Source organism: Streptomyces sp. NPDC045998, from assembly GCF_056430285.1.
The window spans coordinates 792319-816602 of sequence record NZ_JBWKLJ010000002.1 but is presented as its reverse complement, the minus strand read 5'-3'; the positions used below and the strand labels follow the sequence as shown (position 1 = coordinate 816602).

At 74.2% G+C, this 24284-nt stretch carries 25 protein-coding genes; 12 read left to right on the top strand and 13 right to left on the bottom strand.

Annotated features, from left to right (window positions below; genetic code table 11):
• Positions 1 to 77 precede the first annotated feature (77 nt).
• Positions 78 to 431 carry a hypothetical protein gene (locus AC07FJ_RS08630; protein ID WP_479046734.1) on the top strand — a complete coding sequence of 118 codons (354 nt, stop codon included), beginning with the start codon at positions 78 to 80 and terminating at the stop codon, positions 429 to 431.
• Here the strand turns inward: AC07FJ_RS08630 and AC07FJ_RS08625 are convergent.
• Positions 404 to 1942, bottom strand: a complete 1539-nt coding sequence (locus AC07FJ_RS08625; RefSeq protein WP_479046732.1) for a SulP family inorganic anion transporter — start codon at positions 1940 to 1942, stop codon at positions 404 to 406. The genes AC07FJ_RS08630 and AC07FJ_RS08625 overlap by 28 nt on opposite strands.
• A gap of 660 nt (positions 1943 to 2602) precedes the next feature.
• Between AC07FJ_RS08625 and AC07FJ_RS08620 the strand changes: the two genes are divergently transcribed.
• Complete coding sequence (locus AC07FJ_RS08620; protein ID WP_361427308.1) at positions 2603 to 3037, top strand: subtilase-type protease inhibitor; 435 nt, start codon at positions 2603 to 2605, stop codon at positions 3035 to 3037.
• A gap of 334 nt (positions 3038 to 3371) precedes the next feature.
• The gene (locus AC07FJ_RS08615) at positions 3372 to 4364 is read left to right on the top strand and encodes a hypothetical protein (RefSeq protein ID WP_479046730.1); all 993 of its coding nucleotides are present in this window, start codon (positions 3372 to 3374) and stop codon (positions 4362 to 4364) included.
• A 143-nt stretch (positions 4365 to 4507) separates the two neighbouring features.
• Here the strand turns inward: AC07FJ_RS08615 and AC07FJ_RS08610 are convergent, their stop codons facing one another.
• The 4 genes from AC07FJ_RS08610 to AC07FJ_RS08595 all read right to left on the bottom strand — a co-directional run bounded on the left by AC07FJ_RS08610 (position 4508) and on the right by AC07FJ_RS08595 (position 7664).
• Positions 4508 to 4906 carry a response regulator gene (locus AC07FJ_RS08610; RefSeq protein WP_361427302.1) on the bottom strand — a complete coding sequence of 133 codons (399 nt, stop codon included), beginning with the start codon at positions 4904 to 4906 and terminating at the stop codon, positions 4508 to 4510.
• 106 nt (positions 4907 to 5012) lie between these two features.
• A complete protein-coding gene (locus tag AC07FJ_RS08605) occupies positions 5013 to 6686 on the bottom strand; it encodes a phytoene desaturase family protein (RefSeq protein ID WP_479046727.1) in 1674 nt (557 codons plus the stop codon).
• Between the two features lie 23 nt (positions 6687 to 6709).
• Positions 6710 to 7189, bottom strand: coding sequence for an SRPBCC family protein (locus AC07FJ_RS08600; RefSeq protein WP_479046724.1), 480 nt, complete (start codon positions 7187 to 7189; stop codon positions 6710 to 6712).
• 88 nt (positions 7190 to 7277) lie between these two features.
• Positions 7278 to 7664, bottom strand: coding sequence for a hypothetical protein (locus AC07FJ_RS08595; protein WP_361427293.1), 387 nt, complete (start codon positions 7662 to 7664; stop codon positions 7278 to 7280).
• A 168-nt stretch (positions 7665 to 7832) separates the two neighbouring features.
• On the opposite strand from AC07FJ_RS08595, the gene AC07FJ_RS08590 reads away from it, so the two are divergent.
• Positions 7833 to 8219 (top strand): plasmid stabilization protein, encoded by a 387-nt coding sequence (locus AC07FJ_RS08590; RefSeq protein ID WP_361427290.1) that lies wholly within the window; start codon positions 7833 to 7835, stop codon positions 8217 to 8219.
• Positions 8220 to 8253: 34 nt separating this feature from the next.
• Here AC07FJ_RS08590 and AC07FJ_RS08585 read toward each other — a convergent pair whose 3' ends face one another.
• Positions 8254 to 8925, bottom strand: coding sequence for an HAD family hydrolase (locus AC07FJ_RS08585; protein WP_479046722.1), 672 nt, complete (start codon positions 8923 to 8925; stop codon positions 8254 to 8256).
• 309 nt (positions 8926 to 9234) lie between these two features.
• Between AC07FJ_RS08585 and AC07FJ_RS08580 the strand changes: the two genes are divergently transcribed.
• On the top strand, positions 9235 to 9783 hold the full coding sequence (locus AC07FJ_RS08580; RefSeq protein ID WP_479046720.1) for a DUF6328 family protein: 549 nt from the start codon (positions 9235 to 9237) through the stop codon (positions 9781 to 9783).
• On the opposite strand, the gene AC07FJ_RS08575 is transcribed toward AC07FJ_RS08580, so the two are convergent.
• From AC07FJ_RS08575 to AC07FJ_RS08565, 3 genes are all read right to left on the bottom strand, one after another.
• Positions 9759 to 11315, bottom strand: a complete 1557-nt coding sequence (locus AC07FJ_RS08575) for an ATP-dependent DNA ligase (protein WP_479046718.1) — start codon at positions 11313 to 11315, stop codon at positions 9759 to 9761. The two genes, AC07FJ_RS08580 and AC07FJ_RS08575, sit on opposite strands and share 25 nt — an antisense overlap.
• 303 nt (positions 11316 to 11618) lie before the next feature.
• Positions 11619 to 12641 (bottom strand): DUF6397 family protein, encoded by a 1023-nt coding sequence (locus AC07FJ_RS08570; protein WP_479046717.1) that lies wholly within the window; start codon positions 12639 to 12641, stop codon positions 11619 to 11621.
• A gap of 98 nt (positions 12642 to 12739) precedes the next feature.
• Complete coding sequence (locus AC07FJ_RS08565) at positions 12740 to 13135, bottom strand: roadblock/LC7 domain-containing protein (RefSeq protein ID WP_479046714.1); 396 nt, start codon at positions 13133 to 13135, stop codon at positions 12740 to 12742.
• Positions 13136 to 13464: 329 nt separating this feature from the next.
• Here AC07FJ_RS08565 and AC07FJ_RS08560 point away from each other — a divergent pair, with 329 nt between their 5' ends.
• The 5 genes from AC07FJ_RS08560 to AC07FJ_RS08540 all read left to right on the top strand — a co-directional run bounded on the left by AC07FJ_RS08560 (position 13465) and on the right by AC07FJ_RS08540 (position 17329).
• Positions 13465 to 14892 carry a UDP-glucose dehydrogenase family protein gene (locus AC07FJ_RS08560; protein WP_479046712.1) on the top strand — a complete coding sequence of 476 codons (1428 nt, stop codon included), beginning with the start codon at positions 13465 to 13467 and terminating at the stop codon, positions 14890 to 14892.
• A 120-nt stretch (positions 14893 to 15012) separates the two neighbouring features.
• Positions 15013 to 15186 carry a hypothetical protein gene (locus AC07FJ_RS08555; protein ID WP_479046710.1) on the top strand — a complete coding sequence of 58 codons (174 nt, stop codon included), beginning with the start codon at positions 15013 to 15015 and terminating at the stop codon, positions 15184 to 15186.
• Between the two features lie 94 nt (positions 15187 to 15280).
• Positions 15281 to 15889: a class I SAM-dependent methyltransferase gene (locus AC07FJ_RS08550; RefSeq protein WP_479046708.1), complete on the top strand. Its 609-nt coding sequence runs from the start codon at positions 15281 to 15283 to the stop codon at positions 15887 to 15889.
• A gap of 72 nt (positions 15890 to 15961) precedes the next feature.
• A complete protein-coding gene (locus AC07FJ_RS08545) occupies positions 15962 to 16267 on the top strand; it encodes a hypothetical protein (RefSeq protein WP_479046706.1) in 306 nt (101 codons plus the stop codon).
• Positions 16268 to 16471: 204 nt separating this feature from the next.
• Complete coding sequence (locus tag AC07FJ_RS08540) at positions 16472 to 17329, top strand: hypothetical protein (RefSeq protein WP_479046954.1); 858 nt, start codon at positions 16472 to 16474, stop codon at positions 17327 to 17329.
• A 23-nt stretch (positions 17330 to 17352) separates the two neighbouring features.
• Here AC07FJ_RS08540 and AC07FJ_RS08535 read toward each other — a convergent pair whose 3' ends face one another.
• From AC07FJ_RS08535 to AC07FJ_RS08520, 4 genes are all read right to left on the bottom strand, one after another.
• On the bottom strand, positions 17353 to 17598 hold the full coding sequence (locus AC07FJ_RS08535; RefSeq protein WP_479046704.1) for a hypothetical protein: 246 nt from the start codon (positions 17596 to 17598) through the stop codon (positions 17353 to 17355).
• 51 nt (positions 17599 to 17649) lie between these two features.
• Positions 17650 to 18195 carry an MOSC domain-containing protein gene (locus AC07FJ_RS08530; RefSeq protein WP_479046703.1) on the bottom strand — a complete coding sequence of 182 codons (546 nt, stop codon included), beginning with the start codon at positions 18193 to 18195 and terminating at the stop codon, positions 17650 to 17652.
• Positions 18196 to 18281: 86 nt separating this feature from the next.
• Complete coding sequence (locus AC07FJ_RS08525; protein ID WP_361427255.1) at positions 18282 to 18464, bottom strand: hypothetical protein; 183 nt, start codon at positions 18462 to 18464, stop codon at positions 18282 to 18284.
• 82 nt (positions 18465 to 18546) lie between these two features.
• Complete coding sequence (locus tag AC07FJ_RS08520; protein WP_479046701.1) at positions 18547 to 19632, bottom strand: fatty acid desaturase family protein; 1086 nt, start codon at positions 19630 to 19632, stop codon at positions 18547 to 18549.
• Between the two features lie 253 nt (positions 19633 to 19885).
• On the opposite strand from AC07FJ_RS08520, the gene AC07FJ_RS08515 reads away from it, so the two are divergent.
• Positions 19886 to 22873, top strand: a complete 2988-nt coding sequence (locus AC07FJ_RS08515) for an SNF2-related protein (RefSeq protein WP_479046700.1) — start codon at positions 19886 to 19888, stop codon at positions 22871 to 22873.
• Entirely contained in the window at positions 22870 to 24186 is a 1317-nt protein-coding gene (locus tag AC07FJ_RS08510; protein WP_479046698.1) for an SWF or SNF family helicase, read from the top strand. The genes AC07FJ_RS08515 and AC07FJ_RS08510 overlap by 4 nt, the downstream gene beginning before the upstream one ends.
• The last annotated feature ends 98 nt before the right edge of the window (positions 24187 to 24284 follow it).

Sequence of the window (24284 nt, the reverse complement as noted above, 5' to 3'; positions counted from 1 at the left end):
CGACACCTGCGGGGCTCCCGGTCGTTGATCTCCGGCAGGACCGAGGACTGAGGACTGACGAAGTCGAGAGGGGAACCGTGAATCTCCGTTCCGCCCGCACGACCGGTGCGACCGGTACCACCGGCGCCGCCCGTACCACCGGCGCCGCCGGTGCCGCCGGTGCCGCACGTATCGCCGGTGCCGCCCGTACCGCCCGCACCGCCCGCACCGTGAATCTCCGCGCCGCCGCCGTGGCCGCGGTCGCCGGCGCGCTGCTCGGCGCCGGGACCGCGACCACGGCGCAGGCCGCCGCGCAGCCCGCGCAGCCTGTGGGGCAGCCTTCGGGAGAGGCCGGCGGGCACGAGTCGGACCAGGCCGTCGGGCTGGTCAAGAAAGACCGGCTGACGCCCTGGTCCGTCGTCGGCTACGCCCTCGACACGGCCGAGGGCTGACCCGCCGGATCCTCGGGAGCCGCAGGGGCCCCCGGGCCCACCGGGGCCGGGTGGAGCAGGCGGACCGGTTCGGTGCCGGCGTCGTTGTGGCGCAGTGCCCAGTTCTCCAGGGCGACCCGGCACGCGTGGTCGAGGTGGCGCACCCCGGACAGGTCCAGCTCGATGGGACGGTCCTGGGGCAGGCTCTCCAGCTGCTCCAGGATCTTCGGCAGCCGCAGGAAGGTGGCGTTGCCGGTGATGGCGGCCACGAGCCGCCCCCCGGTGAGCTCCCGGATCTCGACGTGGAGGTGGGAGGTCTCCCACGCGGTCTTGCACACGGCGAGCAGCAGCCCGAGCATCACCCCTTCGAAGAGGTTGGTGAACAGGATGGCCAGGGCGGTGACGGCGAGGATGACCGCCTCGCCCCGGTGTTCACGCCACAGCGGGCCGAGATCCTTGACCGGTACGAGCTTGCAGCCCGCGTGGACCAGGACGCCGGCGAGCGCGGCGAGCGGGATGGCGCCGATCGTCGCGGGCAGCAGGGCGGCGAACAGCAGCAGCCACAGACCGTGCAGGAAGCGTGAGAGCGATGTGCGGGCGCCCGCCTGCACGTTGGCGGCGCTGCGTACGATCACGGCGGTCATCGGCAGGGCGCCGAGCGCCCCGCAGATCGTGTTGCCGACGCCCTGCGCCATGAGCTCCTTGTCGTAGTCGGTGCGCGGACCGTCGTGCATGCGGTCCACCGCCGCCGCGCTGAACAGGCTCTCGGCTGAGGCGATCAGGGTGAAGGCGAGGATGGTCCCGATCGCCGCCACTCCGGCGAGGTCGGTGAAGTCGCCGAGGCCTGGCGGCTGGACGGCTTCCAGCAGCCCCTGCACCTCCACCTTGGCGACGGGCAGCTCGAACAGCGCGGCGACGGCCGTGGCCAGCCCCACCGCGGCCAGCGGGCCGGGCACCGCCCGGATCCGGGCGGGCAGCCGCGGCCACAGGACGAGGACGGCGACGGTGCCCGCGCCGATGAGGAACGCGGTGAGCGCGGTGCCTCCGGAGGCGACGGCGGCGGCCAGCGAGGGCAGTCCGGCGAGCTTGCCGAGACCGCCGGAGGGCTGGGTGGTGTCGGCCATCGCGTACACCTGGCCCAGCACGATGACGAGGCCGATGCCCGCGAGCATGCCCTGGACGACGGCGACGGAGATGGCCCGGAACCAGCGGCCGAACCGCAGAACTCCGAGGGCGAGTTGGAGCAGCCCCGATATGAGGACGATGGCGCCGAGCGCGCCGACGCCGAACTCCTGCACGGCCTCGAAGACGAGGACCGTCAGGCCGGCGGCGGGGCCACTCACCTGGAGGGAGCTGCCGGGTAGCGCGCCGACGACGAGCCCGCCGACGATGCCGGTGATCAGGCCCAGTTCGGCCGGTACGCCGGAGGCGACCGCGATGCCCACGCACAGGGGCACGGCGACGAGGAAGACGACGAGCGACGCGAGGAAGTCGCGGCGCAATACGGAAGGATCTTTCAAAGCGGTGAGCATGACGGTGTGTTCCTAGCGTTGCGGTCCGCCGACAACGGCGGCGGGCAGCGGACGTCGGACGGCGAGGAGGCCGAGCGGGCCGGGACAGGGGGCCGAGCGCCTCACGGCGACCCGAACTCCCCTTGTGGGTACGGCCGGTGGGCGGTCGCCCGTTCAGGAACAGCGGCTTTCGGGTGGTACATCTGGCCTGCCTCCTGCGCGCCGGGCCGTGGCCTGGGGCGCGGTGTGGTCGGGTCATGGACGGGGCCGGCGGACCGCGGGGTCTCCGCGGCTGCGTCGGGGGGCGCGACACCGTGGTGCGGTGTCCATGCGAGCGTGCCCCACTGCGACGTCGCCGACTTTGCCTGAACATTACCTTCAGATGAAAGCCGGCTCCAGCGCCACCCTGAGCCATGTTGCCGTTACGTTTCAGCCGTGTTGACCCGGCGCCGGTCCGCAGGGTTCTACGCATCGTGAACTTTTGAACCGTATCGGGCGGTCCTGTCCGGCCTGGTGACGAGGCGTCGGGTGAGTCGGCGGAGGCTTTCGGGCAGGCGGTTTCGCGTCACTGCTTGAATAACAGACAAAACTGAAAAGCATCGCTGAATGTGCGTCAACAGCCCGTACCAGGCAGTGTGTCCACCGCACCCATCCGGGAAACCGAACGAGAGGATTCATGCCATGCGGACGCTGGTAAAGCGCGCCCTCATATGCGGCCTGGCCACTGTGGCCGCCGTCGCACCGCTGACCGCTGCGGAGGCCGCGGAGTCCGCCGAGGCCGGGCAGCGGCTCTACGCCCCGAGCGCGCTCGTCCTCACCATCGGGCAGGGCGAGGACGTCGCGTCCTCGACGCCCCTGCGGGCGACCACGCTGACCTGCGCCCCCACCCCCGGCGGCACGCACCCGGCACCGAAGCGGGCGTGCGAGGAACTGCGTGCGGCGCAGGGCCGGTTCGACCAGCTCGGCGGAGACGAACAGCGCCCCTGCATCAAGATCTACGACCCGGTGGTCGTCACCGCGCAAGGCGTCTGGGAAGGCCGACGTGTGGACTACACCCGCACATTCCCCAATTCCTGCGTGATGGAGACCGAAAGCGACAGCGTCTTCGCTTTCTGATCCCGCCTCCGTACTTCTTCGGTCCTACGCGTGAGGGGCGAACGGGCGGGACGGACTGCCCGGGTGTGCCCTCCCCCGCGGCCCGCACGGCCGGCACCAAGACGGCCGTGCGGGCCGTCGCCATGCGTGCGTACCCTGCGTGACGGCCGGAGTTTCCCCGTCCTTTCCCCGGGGTCTTCGCCCGGGTCGTTCACCGCTCCGCGGCATTACGTTTCGTATACCATCCCTTGACCCGGCGGCGGTCCGGTCCGCTCGGGAGGTGCCCGGCTCCCGCGTGCTACGACTGCCACGCTCCCGGGAGGAGAAACCCGGCGCGGACGGCCACAGTGGTCCTATGCGGGATCTGGACAGCGTCGCCGACGAGCTCTACGGGCTGCGGCCTGACCGCTTCACCTCGGCCCGGAACGCGCGGGCCGCCGAAGCTCGCAAGGCCGGCGACCAGGTTCTCGCGGACCGGATCAGGGCCCTGCGCAAACCGACCCTGGCCGCGTGGGCCGGCAATCTGCTCGTACGGGAGCGGCCGGAGGAGACACGGTCGCTCGTCGCCCTCGGCGAGGCCCTGCGGCGGGCGCACCACGAACTGGACGGGGAGCGGCTGCGGGTGCTCGGCCACCGCCGCCATCTCGTGGTCAGGGCGCTTGCGCGGGAGGCGGGGCAGCTGGCGGCCGAGGCGGGGCAACCGGTCGGCGAGGACGTCCTGCACGAGGTCGAAGGGACGCTGAACGCGGCGTTCGTCGATGCGGGGGCGGCCGAGGAGTGGGCGGCCGGGCGGCTGGCGAGACCGCTGAGCGCGCCGGTCGGCTTCACGGCGGCCTCGCCGGACGCGGTGGCGGAGCGGCCGCGGCGCCCTCCTCCTCCGCCGCCGCCCGGGACCGGGGACAAGGCCCGGGAGGCGAAGCGGAAGCACCAGGGGGAGGAACGGCAGGAGCGGCGGCGGCGCGAGGGGCTGGAACGGCAGGCGCGGCTGGAGCAGGCCCGCCGGCAGGCCGCGGCGGCCGAGCGGGAGGCACGGGAGCGGGAGGAGCGGCACCGGCGGGCGCGGGAGGACCGGGAGCGCGCGGAGGAGAGGCTGCACGAGGCGGAGCAGCGGGCAGCCGGGCTGGCCGAGGAGCTGCACGAGGCGGAACGGCGGGCAGCCGCCCTCGCCGAGGAGCTGAGAGCCGCCGAGGAGCGGCGGCGCACGGCCGCCGCCGGGGCCCGGGAGGCGCGGGACCGGGCCCGGGAGACCGAGCGCGAGGCGCGCCGGGCGCGCCGTCGGGCCGAGGACGCGGCCGGGGAGGCGGCCCGCGAGGAGCGGCCCCCGGGTGGGCCGGCCGGGGCGGGGTGAGCACCCGCGCGGCGGAGCCCGGGCAGGCCGGCAGGGGCGGGTGAGCACCCGCGCGGCGGGGTCCGGGCTGGGCAACGAGCGACCGCGCGGCGGGGCCCGGGGGTGGGCAGGGAGCGACGGCGCGGCGGGGTCCGGGTGGCGCTCTACGCCGGTGAGAGGCGCCGGCTGGTGCCGTGGAGGTAGCCCACCTTGATGCGGAGCGCCCACGGGTCGATCGGTTTGACGAGGAGGTCCGCGGCGCCCAGGCGCAGCGCGTCACGCTGCAGCTGCGCGCTGGCGCCCCAGCCGGTGATGAGGATGACCGGGATGTGCCGGGTGTGTTCGAGCCGCTGCATGTAGAGCAGGACGTCCAGTCCGCCCAGCACCGGCATGACGACGTCGAGGACGGTGACGGCGATCCCACCGCGCAGCACCGCCTTGAGAGCCGCGTCGCCGCTGGTCGCCAGTTCCATGGGGTGGCCGAGTGGCGCGATGGCGGACTGCAGTGCGAGCAGGTTGTCCTCGTGGTCGTCCACCAGCAGGACCTTGTCCCCGACGGCCATGGCTCCTCACCTCCGCTCCATGCCGCTCGACGGGGCCGGCGGGCGGCCGCGCGACCCCACTCACCCAGCATGCGCTCCTTACGCCGTCCGTGGCAGGTCGTTCGGCTCAGAAACCGCCGCGGTGGCCCCTCCTCGCCAGAACGCTCTGCGCGCGGGCCAGGGTGCGGCGGACCGGGCGGGTGCTGCGCAGGGCGGCGCGCGCGGCGTTCGCGCCGGGGGCGCCGTGCACGCCGCCCCCGGGGTGTGCTCCCGCCGACGCGAGGTACAGGCCCTCGACGGGCGTCTCGGGGCGGCCGGTGCCCGGGGTGGGCCGGAAGACGAGCTGCTGGTGCAGGGCGGTCGTGCCGCCGTTGACGGCGCCGTCGCGGAGGTTGGCGTCCAGGGCCTCCAGGGTGGGCGGCGCGAGGACGCGGCGCGCGCGGATCCGGGCGCGGAAGCCGGGGGCGAACCGTTCGACCTGCGCCTCGACGCGGTCGGCCATGGCCTCCTGCTCGCGCGGGTCCCAGGTGCCGGTGAGGGCGTCGTCGCCCGCGTCGCCGCGTACGCGGTGCGGCACGTGGGTGTACGCCCAGGCCGACTCGGTCCCCGCCGGCGAGCGGGTCGGGTCGGCGGTGGTCATCTGGCCGACGAGGAGGAACGGCCGGTCGGGCACCCGGCCCATGGCGATCTGGGCCGCGAAGCGGGTCAGCTCGTCCATGCCGTCGGCCAGGTGCACGGTGCCCGCCCCGGCGGCCTGCTCCGCGGTCCACGGCACGGGCCCCGACAGGGCCCAGTCGACCTTGAAGGTGGCCCAGTCCCACTGGAAGCGGCGCAGGTCGTCCAGGAGCCGTGCGGGCAGGTGCTCGGGGCCGACGAGCTCCCCGTACAGCGCCGGCGCGGCGACGTCGGCCAGGATCGCCCGGCCGGCGGGCACCGTCTCCCCGTCGTCGGTGCGGACCGCCACGGCCCGTCCGGAGCGTACGACGACCTCCGCGACCCGCTCCCCGCAGCGCAGCACCCCTCCGCGCCGCTCCAGGCGGCGTACGAGGGCCGCGATGAGGGCGCCGGAGCCGCCGACCGGGACCGGGTAGCCGACGGTCTGGCCCAGCATGGACATCAGCCAGCCGAAGCCGCCACTGGCCGCGGACTCGGGCGCGAGGTCCGCGTGGAGGGCGTTGCCCGCCAGGAGCAGCCGGCCGCCTTCGCCGTGGAACTCCTCCTCGCCGAGGCGGCGCGCGGGCAGCAGCAGCGTACGGGCGAGGTGCAGGCCTCCGGGGGCGCGCAGCCGGGCGAGCAGGCGGCCCGAGGAGCGCAGCGGCGGGAAGGGGGTGAACAGGGCGCCCAGGATGTCCTCGCCGACCCGGTCCCAGATGTCGCACAGGCCGTCCCAGGCGAGGCCGTCGCCGGGGGCGAACCGTTCGAGGCCGGCCGCCGTGGCCGCCCGGTCCCGCTCCAGGACGGCGCAGCGGCCGTCGCCCAGGGGGTGGGCGAGGACGCGGGGCGCGTGGCTCCAGCGCAGGCCCTCCTCGTGGAGGTTCAGGCGAGCGATCACGGGCGAGGCGACGGCGAGCGGGTAGAAGGCGCTGAACACGTCGCTGACGTACCCCGCGTCCACGCCGCGGTCGCTGCGGACCGCCCCGCCGGGCTCGTCGTTGGCTTCCAGGACCTCGACGCGCCATCCCGCGTCGGCGAGGACATTCGCCGCGACGAGCCCGTTGGGGCCCGCTCCGATGACGACCGCGTCGGGCGCGGTGGTCTCCAGGGCGGGGGTGTGCCAGGCCGGGTCCGGTGTCCGTGGCATCGCTCTCTCCGTCCGGTCGGCCCTCAGGGTGTGCCGGCGGTGCGGGCTTCGGCGGTCCGCGGCGCGTCGGGGGCGGTCCGCTCCACCACGTCGGCGAGGCGGCCGAGCATGGCCCGGTGGCGCAGTTGCAGCAGGGCGTCGAGGACCGCGTTGTGCAGGAACCCGCCGGGCCCGCGCAGCGGGTGCTCGTCGAGGACGAGGAGCGTCTCGTCTCCCCAGGGGCGCAGCTCGATGGCGATCCTGGCGGTGCCGAGGGCGCCGCTGCGGGCCTCCAGTTCCAGGGTCCGGGGCGGGTCGCAGATGCGTACGACGGTGTCACCCTCGGCCGTGTACGGGCCGAGGCGCACGGTGTACGCGATCTCGGAGCCGACCTCGGGCCAGCTGTCGTCCTTCTGGTGGGACGAGTCGGTGCCGACGACCCAGTCGGCGTACCGCGATCCGTCCGCGAGGACGGCCCACACCGCTTCGGGGGGTCTTCTGATCAACCGGTGCCGTACAGCCATGGTGCCTCCATGCCTCCAGGCGTCCTTCAGAGCCTCCAGGCGTCCTTCAGACGGTCGGACGGTCGCGGGGATGAGGATGAGCGGCGGCTCAGCGCGGGGCGAGCAGCAGGCGCGACTCCTTCTCGTGCTCGCCGGACACCGACTCGGAGGTGCGTACCTCGAAGAGGCGGCCGAGCGCCTTCTCCACCTCGGCCACCGCTTGGTGGTCGCCCGTCAGCAGGGCCTGGACGGGGTGTCCGAGGTGCGGCGGGCCGGGGGGCTGCTCGCTCGAGTGCGCCGAGCTGTCGAACGTCGCCACCCAGACGGTCGGCTCGTGGTCGTGGCGCTGCTCCGGTCCGGTGGCGGGTGCGTCGCAGGCCGAGAAGACGTGGTCGAGCGTGTCGAAGACGATGCGCGCCTCCTCGCGTCCGCAGTCGCTCAGCTGGACGGTGACGTCACAGTCCGCAGGGTGGTTCTTCGTTGCCTTGTTCTCCACGTCGCTCCACTCCTTGGTCCGCTGGTCCGCAGGGAGTACCCGTTCAGCGTCGTACAGGCACGTATACCTCGCCTCCGGAGCTCCAATCTGGATCCGGGGCGCGCGTTTGCGGGGGTGGGCGCCTGGTACGAGGGTGAGGGCAGGCAAGGGGGGCCGTAAGGAGGAACGATGCCCGCAGGATCCAGCCCCAAGCGGGAGCGGCAGTACGAGCACATCAAGGAGAGCTCGAAGAAGCGCGGCGCGAGCGAGGAGCGGTCCGAGGAGATCGCCGCCCGGACGGTGAACAAGCAGCGGGCGCAGAGCGGTGAGGCCAAGAGTTCTGGTGGGTCGAGCCGCTCGGGCAAGTCGAGCCAGTCGAACAAGTCCAGCCGGTCGAGCCAGTCGTCGAAGGACACGTCCTCGTCGTCCGGCGCCAAGCGGGGCGGTCGGCAGTCGGGCGGCGGCGGGTCGAAGGAGGCCACGTACGACCAGCTGTACGAGGAGGCCAAGCGCAAGGGCGTCCAGGGCCGGTCGTCCATGAACAAGGCCGAGCTCCAGCGCGAACTCGGCAAGTGACGAGTGCGCGCCGGGAGGCGGCGGGGCGGCCGGGTCAGGGGGCGGGGCGGCCGAACGGACCGTCCTCCAGGTGCGCGAGCAGGTCGGCGGGGTCGTCGTGGATCACGGCGGCCCCCGCCTCCGTCAGGTCGGCGCCCGGGATGCCGCCGCACAGCAGCCCCACACAGGTGACGCCCGCGCGGGTCCCCGCGCGCATGTCCCACACCGTGTCCCCCACGAAGACCGCCGTGTCGGCGGGTGCCCCGGCCAGCTCCAGCGCGTGCCGCACCGGCTCCGGTGCGGGTTTGCCCTCCTCCACGTCGTCGGCGCTCGCGGTGGCGGTGATGGCGTCGTCGGCGTCGATGGCACGGCGCAGGGCGGACAGCTCCGCACCCCCGGCGGAGGTGGCGAGGACTACCGTCCAGCCGTCCGACGCCAGCGTGCGCAGGAGCCGGCCCGCGTCCCGGAAGGCCGGCAGCCGGTCGAAGTAGGTGCCGTAGAGGGTCTTGTGGGCGGCGCTGAGCTCGTCGTCGCGGTCGCGGTCGCGGTCCTCGCCGAGGACGCGGGCGATCAGGTCGTGGGAGCCGAGACCGATGGAGCGGTGGACGGCGTGCATGGGTACGTGGTGCCCGGCCTGCCGGAACGCCTCCCACCAGCTGACGACGTGCAGGTGATTGGTGTCGGCGAGGGTGCCGTCCACGTCGAAGACCGCCGCGCGGGTCGTCATGTCGTCTCTCTTCCTTCGTCGCTTCCGCTTCCGGATCCCGGCGCCGGATTCCAGTGCCGGTGTCGCCGGTTTCCGGTGCCGGTTTCCGGTGTCGGTGTCGCCGGTTTCCGGTGCCGGCTTCCGGTGCCGGTTTCCGTGCTGTTCCCGTTTCCGTTTCCGTTTTTCGTACGAGCATGGGTGCGAGGGGGCCGTCGGCCCTTACCGGGCGGCGCGACACCCGCGGAGTTCCGTCGGGTGCCGTACCACCCTGGTTGAGCGGGTTCCGCCGGGATACAAGGGAAGTGCTCAAGCCGACCGCGGGAGGCAGACATGGCGGACCAGGACGAGAGAGGCGCTTCGGGGCGTGCCGCCGGACGCGACGCCAAGAGCGCCTCGGGGCTGGCACGGGGGCGGAACGAGACGGAGGAGGAGCGCGCGGACCGGCGCTGGGGTGAGCTGATCCAGGAGATCCGGGTGGCCCAGACGGGCGTGCAGATCCTCTTCGGTTTCCTGCTCACGGTGGTGTTCACCCCGCGGTACCAGGAGCTGGCCTCCACCGACAAGGGCATCTACATCGCGACGGTCGCGCTCGGCGCCTCGGCCACCGGGGCGCTGATAGGCCCGGTCTCCTTCCACCGGATCGTGGCCGGGCGGCGGATCAAACCGCAGACCGTGCAGTGGGCGTCCCGGCTGACCTTCATCGGGCTTCTGCTGCTGCTGGCGACGCTCGTGTCGGCGCTGTTCCTGGTGTTGCGCGTCGCCACCAGCGACCACTTCGTGCCGTGGCTGGTCGCGGGCGTGGTGGGCTGGTACCTGGTGTGCTGGTACGTCCTGCCGCTGTGGGTCCGGCACCGCTACACGATGCGGGACGCCCCCTGAGGGCCGCTCGCGAGCACCCGGTCGACGGTGTCCGCCTCCTCGGCCCGCTTGTCGGGGCGGTGGCGTACGACGCGGGCGAAGCGCAGGGTGACCCCGGCGGGGTAGCGGGGCGAACGCTGGAGGCCGTCGTAGGCGATCTCCACGACGAGCTCCGGGCGGACACGGACGGTGAAACCGTCGTCCTCGACGGCCAGGTCACGCAGCCGTTCCGTCTGCCAGTGGAGCATGGCGTCGGTCAGGCCCTTGAACGTCTTGCCCAGCATGACGAACGAGCCGTCGGCGGCGCGCGCCCCCAGGTGCAGATTGGAGAGCAGGCCGGTGCGGCGGCCGTGGCCCCACTCGGCGGCGAGCACGACCAGGTCGAGGGTGTGCACCGGCTTCACCTTCAGCCAGGAGCGGCCCCGTCGGCCCGCGCTGTACGGCGCGTCGAGCGCCTTGACCAGCACGCCTTCGTGGCCGCGGCGCAGGGTGTCGGCGAAGAAGGCCTCCGCCGCCTCGGTGCCGGCCGGGTCGGAGGGGTCCTGGACGACGGTACGGCGTACCCGCATCGGTTCGGGGACCAGGCGGGCGAGCACGGTGTGCCGCTCGTGGCCGGGCAGGTCCAGCAGGACATGGCCGTCCGCTGCGAGGACATCGAAGAAGACCGGGGACACGGGTAGCGCGGCCGCCGCGGTCGTCACGTCGAGGCGCGAGCCGACGCGGGAGGCGATGTCCTGGAAGGGAACCGGGCGGTCGGCCGCGTCGAGGGCGATCACCTCGCCGTCCAGCACGAACTCGTCGCCCGCCAGGCCGAGGGCGGTCGTGGTGATCTCGGGGAGGCGGTCGGTGATGTCGTCGAGTGAGCGGGTGTAGACGCGGACGTCGCCGCCGGAGCGGTGGACCTGGACGCGGATGCCGTCGAGCTTCTCCTCCACCACGCACGGGCCGAGCGCGGCGATCGCCTCGGTGACGCTCTTGGCCGTGTGCGCCAGCATGGGCTGCACCGGGCTGCCGACCCGCAGCCGGAACCGCTCCAGGGCCGCCGGACCCTCGGCGAGCAGCGCCTGGGCGACCCGTGGCAGCGACCCGTCGAGCATCACGGCACGCCGTACGTCCGCGGCGGGTGCAGCGGCCGCCAGGGCGACCCCTTCGAGGGCGACGGCGTCCAGCGCGCCCTGCCGGACCTCTCCGGTGAGCAGCCGCAGCAGGAACTCCTGCTCGGGGGCGGTGGCGGCGCCCATCAGCTCCCGTACGAGGCGCTGCCGCTCGGCCTGCGCGCCGGGCCCGGCGACCCGGGCGAGGGCCGTGAACGCGGCATCGGTGGCGGCGACGGTCAGCGTGGCCTCGGCGGCCGGCGGGACGGGGTCCTTGAGCGTGCTCCAGCCGACGCCGATCCGCCCCTGCGGGAGGCGTCCCGCGAGGTAGGCGATGACCAGCGGCGCCTCCTCGGGCGGGGTCGCCGCGAAGAGGTCGGCCAGGGCGGCGGTCTTGCGCGAGCGCGCGGAGGTGGCGGCGACCTGGCGGGAGACCTCCGCGAGACGGGCCAGCAGCATGCGGCCATGGTGCACGCCCGGCGCGCCGCACGCACGCGGACCGCCGCTTTCGGGCCGCACCCGCACCCGCCGTCCGCAACCGCCCGCAACCGCCGGCCGCGCCCGCGCGTGCCCGCGCGTGCCGGCCGCGCCCGTCCACGCCGTGCGGGCCGCGGGTTCCCTGCGCCGCCCGCGCCGCCCGCCCCGCCTGCGCCCGTCCGCCCTCGCCGCTTGTCGCTCGTCGCCCGTCGCCCGTCTCTCGCCGGACGGCCTCGTGGGCGCTGCCGATCCTCGCCCGCCTCGGGCGCCGACCCTCGGACCCTGTCACTCACCCCCGAACGCAGAGGCCTCGGTCCCTGTCGCCGCTCGCCGCCCGCTGGAGCGGCCGGGGCCGGTGGGCGCCCCGTTGCCCCCGGGCACCGCCTTGCGGCGCCGCAGCCGGAGGCGGGCGAGCAGGCCGCTGCGCCCGGGCGCGGATCGCGCGGGCGGAAGCGCGGAGGCCGCCCCGGTGACCGGTGGGGTGGAGGTCCGTACAGGGCCGGGTGCCGGGGTGACGCCGCCGTCGGGGCGTGGGGCCTGCCGTGCCGCGCGGGCCTCGTCGAGGGTGAGCGCGAGGTTGAGGCGGTGCCACAGGATCTCGTCCGGCTCGTCCGCCAGCAGCAGCCGGTCGCCGATCTCGCGGGCGGAGACGGACTCCGGGCGGCCGTAGGGAGGTGCCGGCCTCAGGCGGTCGAGGTAGGCGCGCTCGTACGGGTCGTCGACCACCTCGGCGAGCTGGATGGGGTCGAGCAGCGTGGCGATGGCCGCCGCGGCAGCCCAGGGGTCCTCCGCCCTGCGCAGCAGCAGGCCGAGGCGGCGGGCGCGCCAGTTGCGCGGACGGGCGTCGTCCCCGGCGTCGAGCTTGGTGCGCAGGGTGTCGGGCAGCCTGCCGGTAAGGAGCTCCGGGTGGTGCGCGGCGAACTCCTTTACCTCACCGGCGAGATAGAGCCAGACGATGGCGCGGTAGCGGTTGAGGTAGAACCTCACCGGCGTGAAGTGCCCGGTCCTGGCGAGCTTGGTGAAACGATCGGCGGTGATCGAGACGAGCTCGGCCGCCTCGGCCGTGCCGACGGTGCGGACGCGCTCGCGCAGGCCGTCCGGGAAGTCGGGCGCGCCGCGCAGCCGGTCGATCTCGGCCTGGGCGACGCGCCGCCGCCCACCCCCCGCGCCGGTACTGGTACCGGTGACGGGCACGGTGCGCACGAGTCCGAGTTGGACCGCGAGGTCGAACTCGCTGGGTTTCAGCGCGAGTTCCTGCGCGGCGCGCCCGAAGGCGACGGTGCGTGCGGTGGTCTCGGTGGCCGTCATGACGGTCCTCCCCCGTGAAAGGTGACACACTGTGCGTCATCACTCTGTGTCACGAAGGTAACGCGGAGGAGGCCGGTCGCGTCAGGCCTGTGGATAACTCAGGTGCCGGGCCGCCGCGCGGCGACCGCGAGGTGCTCGCCGACCCGGTTGACGAGCAGCGTCATCTCATAGGCGACCTGGCCGACGTCGGCCTCGGCGGCGCTCAGCACGCACAGGCAGCTGCCTTCGCCGGCGGCGGTGACGAACAGCATCGCGTCGTCGAACTCGACCATCGTCTGCCGCGCGTTGCCGGCCCCGAAGTGGCGCCCGGACCCGCGGGCCAGGCTGTGCAGCCCCGAGGAGACCGCGGCGAGGTGCTCCGCGTCCTCGCGGGCGAGACCGCTGCTCGCCCCGGTCACCAAGCCGTCGTTGGACAGCACCAGGGCGTGCCGTATGTACGCGACCCGCTGCGTCAGGTCGTCCAGCAACCAGTCGAGTCCCTTGTCCGGAGCCATGTGCGCATCTCCCCCTCGTCCGCGTTCGGTCCCGCGTGCGGTCCCGCGCCCGTTCTTACGAGCGTCGTTGCGACCGTTGTTGCGGCCGATCTTGCGACTGTCGTTGCGTTCCCCGTCGGCGTCTTGCCCGCCGGCCCGTGCCCTTCGGTCGTCCTGCGTCCGTAAGCCTTCCGCAATGACGTGAGCAGGGCAAGAGTGCTCCGTCACCACGACCGGACGGCCGCGCCGTCCGGGCCGGTCACCCTTCCGCCCGTGGCGGGTGGCCGGGTGGTGAAGGCGCGGTGAAGCTGGGCATGGCCGCCACACCGGACCAGCGTCAGGAGCCTCCCATGCGTGTCGCCGTCGTCGGGCAGGGCTACGTGGGAGTGGCCGGAGCGGTCGCCCTCGCACGGCAGGGCCACCACGTGACCGGCATCGAACGGGACGCCACGCGGCTGGAGTCGCTGACGGCCGGCCGGACGCCCGTGTCGGAGCCCGGCCTCCAGGAGGAGTTGTCCCTCGCCCTGGGAACCGGGCGGCTGCGGTTCGCCCCCGATCTCGCGCACACGCACCTCCGCGAGCCCTTCGACGTGGTGCTGATCACCGTGGGCTCCCCGCCCACCGAGGACGGCTCGGCGGACCTGTCCCAGGTCGGTGTCGCGCTCGCGGAGGCGGCCGCCCTGCTCCCGGCGCCGTACGTGGTGCTCAAGTCCACGGTGCCGCCCGGCACGAGCGACGGCTTCCTCGTGGCGTATCCGCAGCTGCGGGACCGGTACGCCTACACCCCCGAGTTCCTCAACCAGGGCAGCGCCCTGGACGACTGGTCGACGCCGTCGCGGGTGGTCGTGGGCCTGTGGTCGCAGGCTCTCGTCCTGCCGGCGCTGCGGGAGTTGTACGGACCGCTGGCCTGCCCCTGGGTGGTGACGACACCGGCGTCGGCGGAGATGGTCAAGTACGCCAGCAACACCTTCCTCGCCATGAAGATCAGCTTCGCCAACGAGTTCGCCCGGCTGTGCACGGCTCCCGAGCTGAACATCGACCACGTGATGCAGGGCGTGGGCCTCGACCCGCGCATCGGGCACGCCTTCCTCCAGCCCGGGCTCGGTTTCGGTGACTCGTGCCTGCCCAAGGACACCGCCGCGTTGACGCACTGGGCGGTGGCCCGCGGCCTGCCCACCCCGCTGCTGGACGCGGCGGTCGCGGTCAACCGCGCGCAGCCCGGGCTGGTCCGCGACACGCTGCGCGCGGAGCTCGGTGACGACCTGGCGCGCTGTGAGGTCGCGGTGCTGGGGGCGCGCTACGAGCCGTGGAGCGACGACATGCGGGCGGCTCCCAGCCGCGTCGTCGTGCCGCAGCTGCTCGAGGACGCGGCAGGGGTACGGGTCTGGGACCCCGCCATGGACGCCGAGCACCTCGGCCGCCTCTTCCCCGGTGCCCGGCCGTGCCCGGACCTCCGTACGGCCGTCGAGGGCGCCCGTGCGGCGGTGATCCTCACCGAGTGGCCCGAGACGATCGAGGCCGACTGGTCGGCGCTCGGTGCCCGGATGGCATCACCCGCCGTGGTGGTGGACGGCAAGAACTGCCTGCTCCCCGAGCGGCTGGCCGGCCTGCCGTTCACGTACCGGAGCGTCGGCAACCGGATGCACCCACGCGGCGAGGTCACCGGGGCCGCCGGGGGGCTCCCCACGGCCGCGGCCGGCCGGGACGTGCTGTTCGGCGAGCCGGGCGCCCCGCCCCGGGACGACCGCGCCCGGCCGGCCGGCGACCCGACCGGGTGAGCAGGTGAGCCGGGTGAGCAGGTGAGCCGGGTGACCGTTCCGGTGCCGGGGGCCTGGGTACCCGGTCGCGGGCGGCAGCGGCCGCCCGGACCTCCGACGACGACACAGAAGGGTTCCGCGATGACCGTTCCCGAGGAGAACCGCCCCAAGACGAGGACGACCGACGACACCCCGGCCGTCCGTCCGGACAAGGAGACCCGGGACCGTGACCGGGAACGGCAGGAGGGTGGCCGCTCCATGCGCGAGGCGCTGGAAGAGGCCGGTGTCGACCGGGACGACTACGAGGCGAGGTAGCCCGCGTAGCCCGTGGCCCGTGGCCCGTAGCCCGCGGCCTCCTGGTCGCGGACGGGGCCGCCCGGGCGGCCGCGGCGTGAGGGATCATGTCCGTATGGCCGATGACCACACGGATGTGCAGCAGTTCTTCACCGCCCGGGCGGCGGACTGGGACACCCGCTTCCCCGACGACGGCCCCGCTTTCGCGGCGGCCGTCCACGAGCTCGGGCTGCGCCCCGGCGACGCGGTCCTGGACGCGGGCTGCGGCACCGGACGCGCCCTGCCGCCCCTGCGGGACGCCGTGGGCCCGACGGGCACGGTCATCGGGGTGGACGTGACCCCCGCGATGCTGGCGGCGGCGGTACGGGCCCGGCGCGACGGCAGCGGGACGCTGCTGCTCGCCGATGTGGCCCGGCTGCCGCTGCGCGACGGCGTACTGGACGCCGTCTTCGGCGCCGGCCTCGTCTCGCACCTGCCGCGGCCGGCGGACGATCTGCGGGAGCTGGCACGGGTCGTCCGGCCCGGCGGGCGGCTGGCGCTGTTCCACGCGGTCGGCCGCGCCGCCCTGGCCGCGCGTCATGGGCGGCCGCTCTCCGCCGACGATCTGCGGGCCGAACCCAACCTGCGCCCGCTGCTGGCGGGTTCGGGGTGGCGGATGGTGTCGTACGCGGACGAGGAGGACCGCTTCCTGGCCCTCGCCGTACGGGACGAACATCAGTACTGACGTCCTCTTCTGCAGCCGGGGAGCGGGCCCTACGTTGGAGGGGCAGTCCAGGTCGAGGGGAAGGTGGGCCCGGTGTTCAGCAGACTCCGCACATTCTTCAGGTACCCCAGGTTCCCCAAGTCCCCGGCACCGGGGGGCGGGAACGGCTCCCCCCGCTCCCGGCAGCACAACCTCTTCGAGGCGGCGGCGGTGTACGTGTCCGCGTGCGCGGACGACGACCAGGAAAGGGCCGACGAGGCGACGGGCTGGGTCTCGCCGGAGGCGCTGTCGTTCGGGGTCAGCGAGCTGGCCTGCCGCGCGGTCATCGCCCTCGCGCGGGAGCGGAACGAGTCGCCCCAGAGCGTGGCGCGGAGCCTCCTGGGCCTGCCCGCCGCCTGACGTCGTCGGCGTACCGGCCCGTTCTTCGGGCGGCCGCCTCTCGACGCGGGGGTTACTCGCTGGTTAAGGTGCGCCGGCAAGCGGCCGGAACACCGGTCGGAGGAACCGGAGGGCCGGGGATACCGGAGGACCGGGCACCGGGGAACCGGAGGGGAGGGTGTCGTGGCCGGTACGCGGGATCTCGGGGACGCCGAGGGCGGGACGGTGGATGAGGCGCCAGGCCGGAAGGCGGGCGAGGCGGCGGAGGATGACGCGCTGTACGTGCTGACGGCCGCGCTGCTGACGCCCGCGCAGTTCCCGAGTGTGCTCGGGGACGACTATCCCGCGGCGTGCGCCGCGCTGGGCCTGGAGCCGTACGCCGACGGGTACGGGCTGGTGCTCGGGCAGGACGGCGACGGCGCACGGTGGACGGTGGCCGTCGACGACGTGTCGCTGGTCGCCGTCGCGATCGCGTCGTGGGACTGCGGGATGGAGTACGACCTCTCCCCCGACGAGCGCAGCGTGGTCATGGCCCTGCCTGGCTGGCCGCTGGAGCTCGCGGTCGCCGCGCCGGGGCTGCCCGCGCCGCACGACCCGGTGACGGGCCCCGACGAGCCGGCCCCGCTGCGCCCTCCGGACGCCGGCACCTGGGGCCCGGCGCTGCGGCGGCTGGGCGCGGACGAGGTCGCGCTGCACTGGGCGTCCTGGCGGAGCCGGCTCGGCGACGGCGACTTCGCGCCGCCATCGGAGACTCCCGGGGACGCTGGGACACCTATCGGCGCCTTCGGCGGCGACGAGGGCACCGGAGACCGCGGCAAGGCCGCGTTGCGGCGCGTGCTGGACGAGCTGGGCGGCTATCTGGAGGACCCGCCCCCGCTGGGGCGGGTGCGCTCCGGTTTCGCACCCGACGGGGCGCGGTTGCTGCGGGCGGACGGGCCGGGCTGGTCGCTGGTGGCGCGGACCGACGACATCGCCTTCGTCCTCCTCGACGACCTGCCGCGCGAGGTGCTCCCCGTGGGGCGTGGGCCGCGGCTGCCCGGTCTGCTGGCGGCCCTCGACGCGATGGCGGTACGTCCGGCCTGACGGGCGGGAGACCGAGAGACCGCCTAACCGGTGGGCTCGTCGGGGGCGGGCTCCTCGGCGGGCTGACCGCCCTCCGGGTCGTCGACGGGAGCGGGTTCTCCGGCGGGGGTGCCGCCGCGGGTGTCGTCCGCCGCTCGTGAGAGGTCGGCGTCCCAGTGGTCGGAGCCGTTCCCCGCCTGTTCGTCGGGAAGATCCCTCGGGATGCCGGCCTGGCTCTCCCTGGGCCCGTCCGCACCGGGCCCCTGACGCCGCTCGTCGTCCTCTTCCATGGTGTCTCCCTCCGACCGTGTGTCACGGTCGGGTACCCACGTGTGCGCGGCTCAGACCCGTTCCAGCGGGCGGTGCGGTCCATCCGGGAGCTCGGCCTCGATGGGATCGCCGGGGCGGACCACTCCGCCGGTCCTGACGATGCCCATGATCCCGGCCTTGCGGACGATCTCGCCCGTCTCCTCGTCGCGGCCGACGACCTGCTTCAGCAGTCCGTGCTGGAAGCCGTCGATCTGCCCGCAGGGGTTGCGCAGGCCGGTGATCTCGACGACGGCCTCCCGGCCTATGCGCAGGAGGGTGCCGGTCGGCAGGCCGAGCAGGTCGATGCCGCGGGTGGTGATGTTCTCCCCGAGGTCGCCGGGGGCGACGGTGAAGCCCGCCGCGGCGACCTCGTCGAAGAGCTCATCGTGGATCAGGTGCACTTGGCGGAGGTTGGGCTGGGTGGGGTCCTGAGCGACGCGGGAGCGGTGTTTGACCGTGACGCCCGCGTGGGCGTCACCCTCCACTCCGAGCCCGGCCAGCAGGGTGATCGCCGGCCGGTTCGTCTTGCTGAACGCGTGCTCTCCATGGCTGCTGACCGTCGTGACCGTCCCGCCCATCGCGTGGAGCTCCCCTCTCCCCTACGGATGATCATTGAACGATCAATGATCATGAACATGCTAGCCGCCTACTGGACGGCCGCCGGCTAGCGCCCCAGTTCCTTGCGGGCGACGCGGCGGAGCCTGCGTCGCTGGCCGGGGTCCAGGGCCAGGTAGGCCACGGCGGGCACGCCGAGCAGTACCAGCAGGGACAGCCAGAATCCGATCAGCGGCATCAGGAGGAGGCCGACGGCCACTCCCCCGATGATGATTTTTGTCCGTGTCGACATGTTCGACGCCTCCTTGACGGCCGGGGCCGCTCTCTGCCCTGGAGAACGCCGGATCGGGCGTCCGGGTTCCCCGGCCCCGTGCCTACGAGGCGCGGAGCGGCTCGCCGACCTGGTGCAGATGCCCCAGCGCCTGGCGGTAGGAGTCGACGAAGCCGGTTTCGGTGTACCGGACGCCGAGCGCGCGGCAGTGGGCGCGGACCAGGGGCTGGGCGAGCCGCAGGTGGGGACGGGGCATGTTCGGGAAGAGGTGGTGTTCGACCTGGTAGTTCAGGCCGCCGAGGAACCAGTCGGTGAGGGCTCCGCCGCGGATGTTGCGGGAGGTGAGCACCTGGCGGCGCAGATGGCCCCACGGCTCGCCGTCCGGGTCGGGGACTTCCATGCCCTTGTGGTTGGGCGCGAAGGCCATCCCCAGGTGGACACCGAGCAGCATCTGGTGGATCAGGGCGAAGACCACGGCCTGTCCGACGGACATGGTGGTCAGCAGCAGCGTGGCGTACCCGGCGACGTGGGCGAACAGCAGGCCGCCTTCGACGAGGCGCTCGCGCGGGGTCTGGCGCGGTCCGTCCTTGGAGAACAGCGCCTGGAAGCCGTACACCTTCAGGGCGAGCCCTTCGAGCGTGGTCAGCGGGAAGAACAGCCACGCCTGGTGGCGGGTGAGCCAGCCGCGCAGTCCGGAGCGGCCCTCGGCCTGGTGCGGGGAGAAGACGAGGACGTCCGGGGCCACGTCCGGGTCCTTGTCCTCGTGGTTGGGGTTGGCGTGGTGGCGGTTGTGCTTGTCGTTCCACCACTCCTGGCTCATGCCGAGCAGCAGGTTGGCGTGGAGGAGCTGGATCAGGCGGTCCGTGCGCTTGTCCGCGCTGATCTGGGCGTGGCCCGCGTCGTGGCCGTAGAAGGCGGCGCGGGCGGACAGCAGGGCGAGCGGGACGGCGAGCAGCAGGGACCACCAGGAGTGCCCGAAGAGCATCAGCCCGACGGCGACGGCCGTCAGCGCGAGCAGGTTGGCGGTGATGCCGAGCGCGTACCAGCCGGTGCGGCGCTGCAGCAGCCCTTGCTCCTTGACGGTGCGCAGCAGGGGCGTGAACTCGCTGGCCGGGCGCTGGGCGCCCCGGGCGGCGGTGGCGGGCGGTGAGGGCGGTGGGGCGGCGAGGGTGGCAAAAGCCTGGGGCATGGGTTCTCCGGAGGTAGGTCCGTGCGCTGACATGCGCCGACCTGATGAACGTACGGATGAGCGAGCGCCCAGAGCCATGGCACCACCACCCGGAAGCGGGCGGGGGCTTTCCAGCGTACTGGGGTGGTGCTACCTGCACCCCGGGCGCGAAGTGGGCTATGTCACGACGTTCTTGGGCGCGTGGCGAGACGCCGTCCGGTACTCTCGGCGGCTCCGGCTCGCACTAGTCAAATTTGAGGAATGCGTCAGCGCTGTGCAGAGACTCACCGAAGCAACGCCCTCCCCTCACCCCGACGTCGCCCGACCCACTCAACTGCCCCTACTGCTCCGCTGCTCCACGGTTTTCCTGGCCGCCGACCCCGCCCGTGCGGGGCGTTTCGGGTTCCTGCTCCCTGACGGCGTCGAGCCCTCGGTGACACGCGCCGCCGCGGTCGAGGACCTGACCGTCGTCACGGACGACGGGAACGGCGAGGACGACGGGAACGGCGAGGGCGGTGACGGCGGTGGGCCGGCCGCCCGGACCGTACGGGCACTGGCGGTTCCCGTGTCCGACGCTCTGCCCCTCCTCACCCGGGCACGCCTGTCCCCCCACGCCTCCCCCTCCGTGGCGTTCTGGGGCGCGGCCGCCCTGATGGCCCTGCAACTGGTGGCACGCGGGCGCCTGCTGCCCGGCCTGAGCGCGACGGACCACGACGCCTGGCGGGTGGGACCGCTCGCCGCAGAGGACCTGGAGCGGCTCCGTACGCTGGCCGCTTCGATGCCGCCGGACGCCCACGCGGTGCCCGTCGGCGCGGCGGACGACGGCATGGTCCTGCTGCCCGAACCGGAGCGGCTGCTGCGGGCGTTCCTGGACGCGGTCGCCGACGCACTGCCGCGTACACCCGCGGCGCCCCTCCTCGCGGGCGGCGGCGCGTACGCGGAGCGGGCCGCCCAGCATGTGCCGGAGCAGCGCGCGTGGGCGGCGGACGTCGCGGCCGGCCACGACGCGGGCGTACGGGTGTCGCTGCGCGTCGAGGCGACGGGACTGGACACGGCCGAAGGACTGGACACGACTGAAGCGCTGGACACCGCCGAAGGTCCCGCCTTCCGTGCCGTGGTGCAGATGCACAGCGTCAACGATCCGGCGCTGGTCGCCGACGCCGCCGACGTGTGGTCGGGTGCGGCCCCCGAGATCGGCGACGCGGGCGCCCGGATGGACGCGCTGGTCGCGCTGCGCCGCGCCGCGCGTGCCTGGCCGCCGCTGGCACCGCTGCTCTCGGCCGCCGTCCCCGACGCGGTCGACCTGGCCGACGACGAGGTCGCCGAGCTGCTGGGCGAGGCGGCACGGGCGTTGGCGGCGACCGGCGTACAGGTGCACTGGCCCAAGCAGCTGGCGCGTTCGCTGACCGCGCGCGTGGTGATCGGCCCGCCGGAGGACAACGCGCAGGACGACGCGGGGAACGCGGCGGGCGGCGGAGCGTACGGAGACACCTCGGCGCTGCCCGCGTTCCTCTCCGCCAACGCGCTGCTCGCCTTCGACTGGCGGTTCGCGCTGGGCGACCAGCCCCTCACGCGAGCCGAGCTGGACCGGCTGGCCGAGGCCGCCCGTCCCGTCGTGCGGCTGCGCGACCAGTGGGTCCTGATCGACCCGGAGGAGGTACGGCGGGCCTGTGACACGCGGGACCGGTCCCTCACCCCGGTCGACGCGCTCGGCGCCGTACTGACCGGCAGCACCGAGGTGGACGGCCGCCGGGTCGACGTACAGGCGACGGGATGGCTGCGGGCGCTGCGGGACCGGCTCGCGGACCCGGAGGGCGGGACGCCGGAGGTCGGCCAGCCCACGGCGCTCACCGCGACCCTGCGCGACTACCAGCTGCGCGGCCTGAACTGGCTGCACCGCATGACCTCTCTCGGCCTCGGCGCCTGCCTCGCCGACGACATGGGCCTGGGCAAGACGATCACCTTGATCGCGCTGCATCTGCACCGGCAGACCGATCCGTCCGCAGCCGGCCCCACGCTCGTCGTCTGCCCCACGTCCCTGATGGGCAACTGGCAGCGCGAGGTGGAGAAGTTCGCGCCGGGCACCCCGGTGCGCCGCTTCCACGGGCCCACGCGTGTCCTGGACGGCCTGGCCGACGGCGAGTTCGTCCTGACCACCTACGGCACCATGCGGCTCGACGCGGAGCGGCTCGCGGGGGTGGACTGGGGCATGGTCGTCATCGACGAGGCGCAGCACGTGAAGAACCCCTACTCGGCGACCGCCCGCCAGCTGCGCACCATCGGCGCACGCGCGCGCGTGGCGCTGACCGGCACACCGGTGGAGAACAACCTCTCCGAACTGTGGGCCATCCTCGACTGGACCACGCCCGGACTCCTGGGCCGGCTCGGGACGTTCCGCAGCCGCTACGCCGACGCCGTGGAGGGCGGCACCGACCCGGCCGCCGCCGAGCGGCTCGCGGCGCTGGTCCGGCCGTTCCTGCTGCGACGCCGCAAGTCCGACCCCGGGATCGCGCCGGAGCTGCCGCCGAAGACGGAGACCGACCGCGCCGTGTCGCTGACGGCGGAACAGACCGGGCTGTACGAGGCGGTGGTGCGCGAGACGCTGGCGGCCGTCGCCGAGGCGGACGGGATGGAGCGGCGGGGCCTGGTGGTCAAGCTGCTCACCGCGCTCAAGCAGATCTGCAACCACCCCGCCCAGTACCTGAAGGAGGACGACCCCCGGATCGCCGGCCGGTCCGGGAAGCTGGAACTGCTGGACGAACTGCTCGACACCCTTTTCGCGGAGGGGGCGAGCGTCCTGGTGTTCACGCAGTACGTGGCGATGGCGCGGCTGCTGGAGCGGCACCTGGCGGCGCGGGGCGTACGCACCCAGTTCCTGCACGGCGGCACGCCGGTGGCCGCGCGGGAGGCGATGGTGGCCCGGTTCCAGGAGGGTGAGGTGCCGGTCTTCCTGCTGTCGCTGAAGGCGGCCGGCACCGGGCTCAACCTCACGCGTGCCGGGCACGTCGTGCACTACGACCGCTGGTGGAACCCCGCCGTCGAGGCGCAGGCCACGGACCGGGCGTACCGGATCGGCCAGACCCAGCCCGTGCAGGTGCACCGGCTCATCGCCGAGGGCACCGTCGAGGACCGGATCGCCGCCATGCTGGCGCGCAAGAAGGAGCTGGCCGACGCCATCCTCGGCGCCGGCGAGGCCGCGCTGACCGAACTGACCGACGCCGAACTGGCGGAACTGGTGGAGCTGCGAGGGAGCGGACGATGAACCATCGGGACGACACGGCGCGTACGGACGCGGAGCGTACGTTCGCGGCGCTCCCTCCCGCGCGGGGCCGGGGTTACGCCGAGACCTGGTGGGGCCGGGCGTGGCTGAAGGCCCTGGAGGACACGGCTCTCGACGGCCGGCAGCTGAAGAAGGGCCGCAAGCACGCGCGTGACGGCGCCGTGGGGGCGGTGTCGGTACGGCCCGGGCGGATCACCGCGGTCGTGACAGACCGGGACGGCACGGCGCTGCGCAGCGATGTCCTGCTGCAGGAGCTGACGGACGAGGAGTGGGACCGGTTCCTCGACATGGCGGTGGACCGGGCGGGCCACATCGCGGCGCTGCTGGACCGGGACATGCCGCCGCACCTCGTGGAGGACGCGGCGGCGGCCGGCATCGAACTGCTGCCGGGCATCGGCGACCTGGAGCCGGAGTGCGCGTGTGAGGCCTGGGACCACTGTCCGCACACGGCGGCCCTCTGCTACCAGGTGGCGCGGCTGCTCGACCGGGATCCTTTCGTGCTGCTGCTCGTACGGGGGCGCGGGGAGCGGCGGCTGCTGGACGAGTTGCAGGTACGGAGCGCGGCGCGCGCCGCACAGGAGGAACACGCGGGAGGGGAAGGCGACGGCGACCGCGCGGAGGCTGCCGTGTCCGCGGGCGTACGCGCCGACGAGGCCTTCGCCGCGCGGGACATCCTGCCGCCCCTGCCCGCCCCTCCCCCGCTGCCCGGACAGCCGGGCGAGCCGCCCTCGCTCGACACGGAGGCGAAGCCGGCGCCGGGCGTCGACGCGGCCGCCCTGGAGCTCCTCGCGGCGGACGCGGCGGCGCGGGCGCACCGGATGCTGGCGGACGCGCTGGGCCCCGGCCATGAGGACCAGCCCTGGGAACCGGAGTTGACGCCTGCTCAGGACGCGGTGCGGCTGGCGGCGGCGCTGGAGCCGGACGGTGCGTCCTCCTGGGCCGCCGTACGGCTGGCCGCCGCCACCGGCCGGCGCCAGGCGGACCTGGCCCTGGCCACGCGCGCGTGGCGCCTCGGCGGGGCCGCCGCTCTCGCCGTACTGGAGGAGGACGCGGCGCCCGCCCCGGAGCTCCTCGCGCGGGCGGAGGCGCTGCTGGCGGAGGCGTGGGAGGACGGCGAGCGTCCCGCGCTGCGGGCGTCCGCCCCCGGCCGCTGGACGGTGCCGGGCGCCGACGTCCAGCTCCGTCTGGGCGGGGACGGCCGTTGGTGGCCGTACCGCAAGGAGGGCGCCCGCTGGGCGCCGGCGGGCCCGGCGGCACCGGACCCGGCGTCGGCCCTGGCGGAGGCCGGCGGCTGATGAGCGCCCGGCCCGGGGGGGGGGGGGGGGGGGGGAGGGGGGGGGGGGGGGGGGGGGGGGGGGGGGGGGGGGTGGTGGGGGGTGACGGGTGGAGCGTA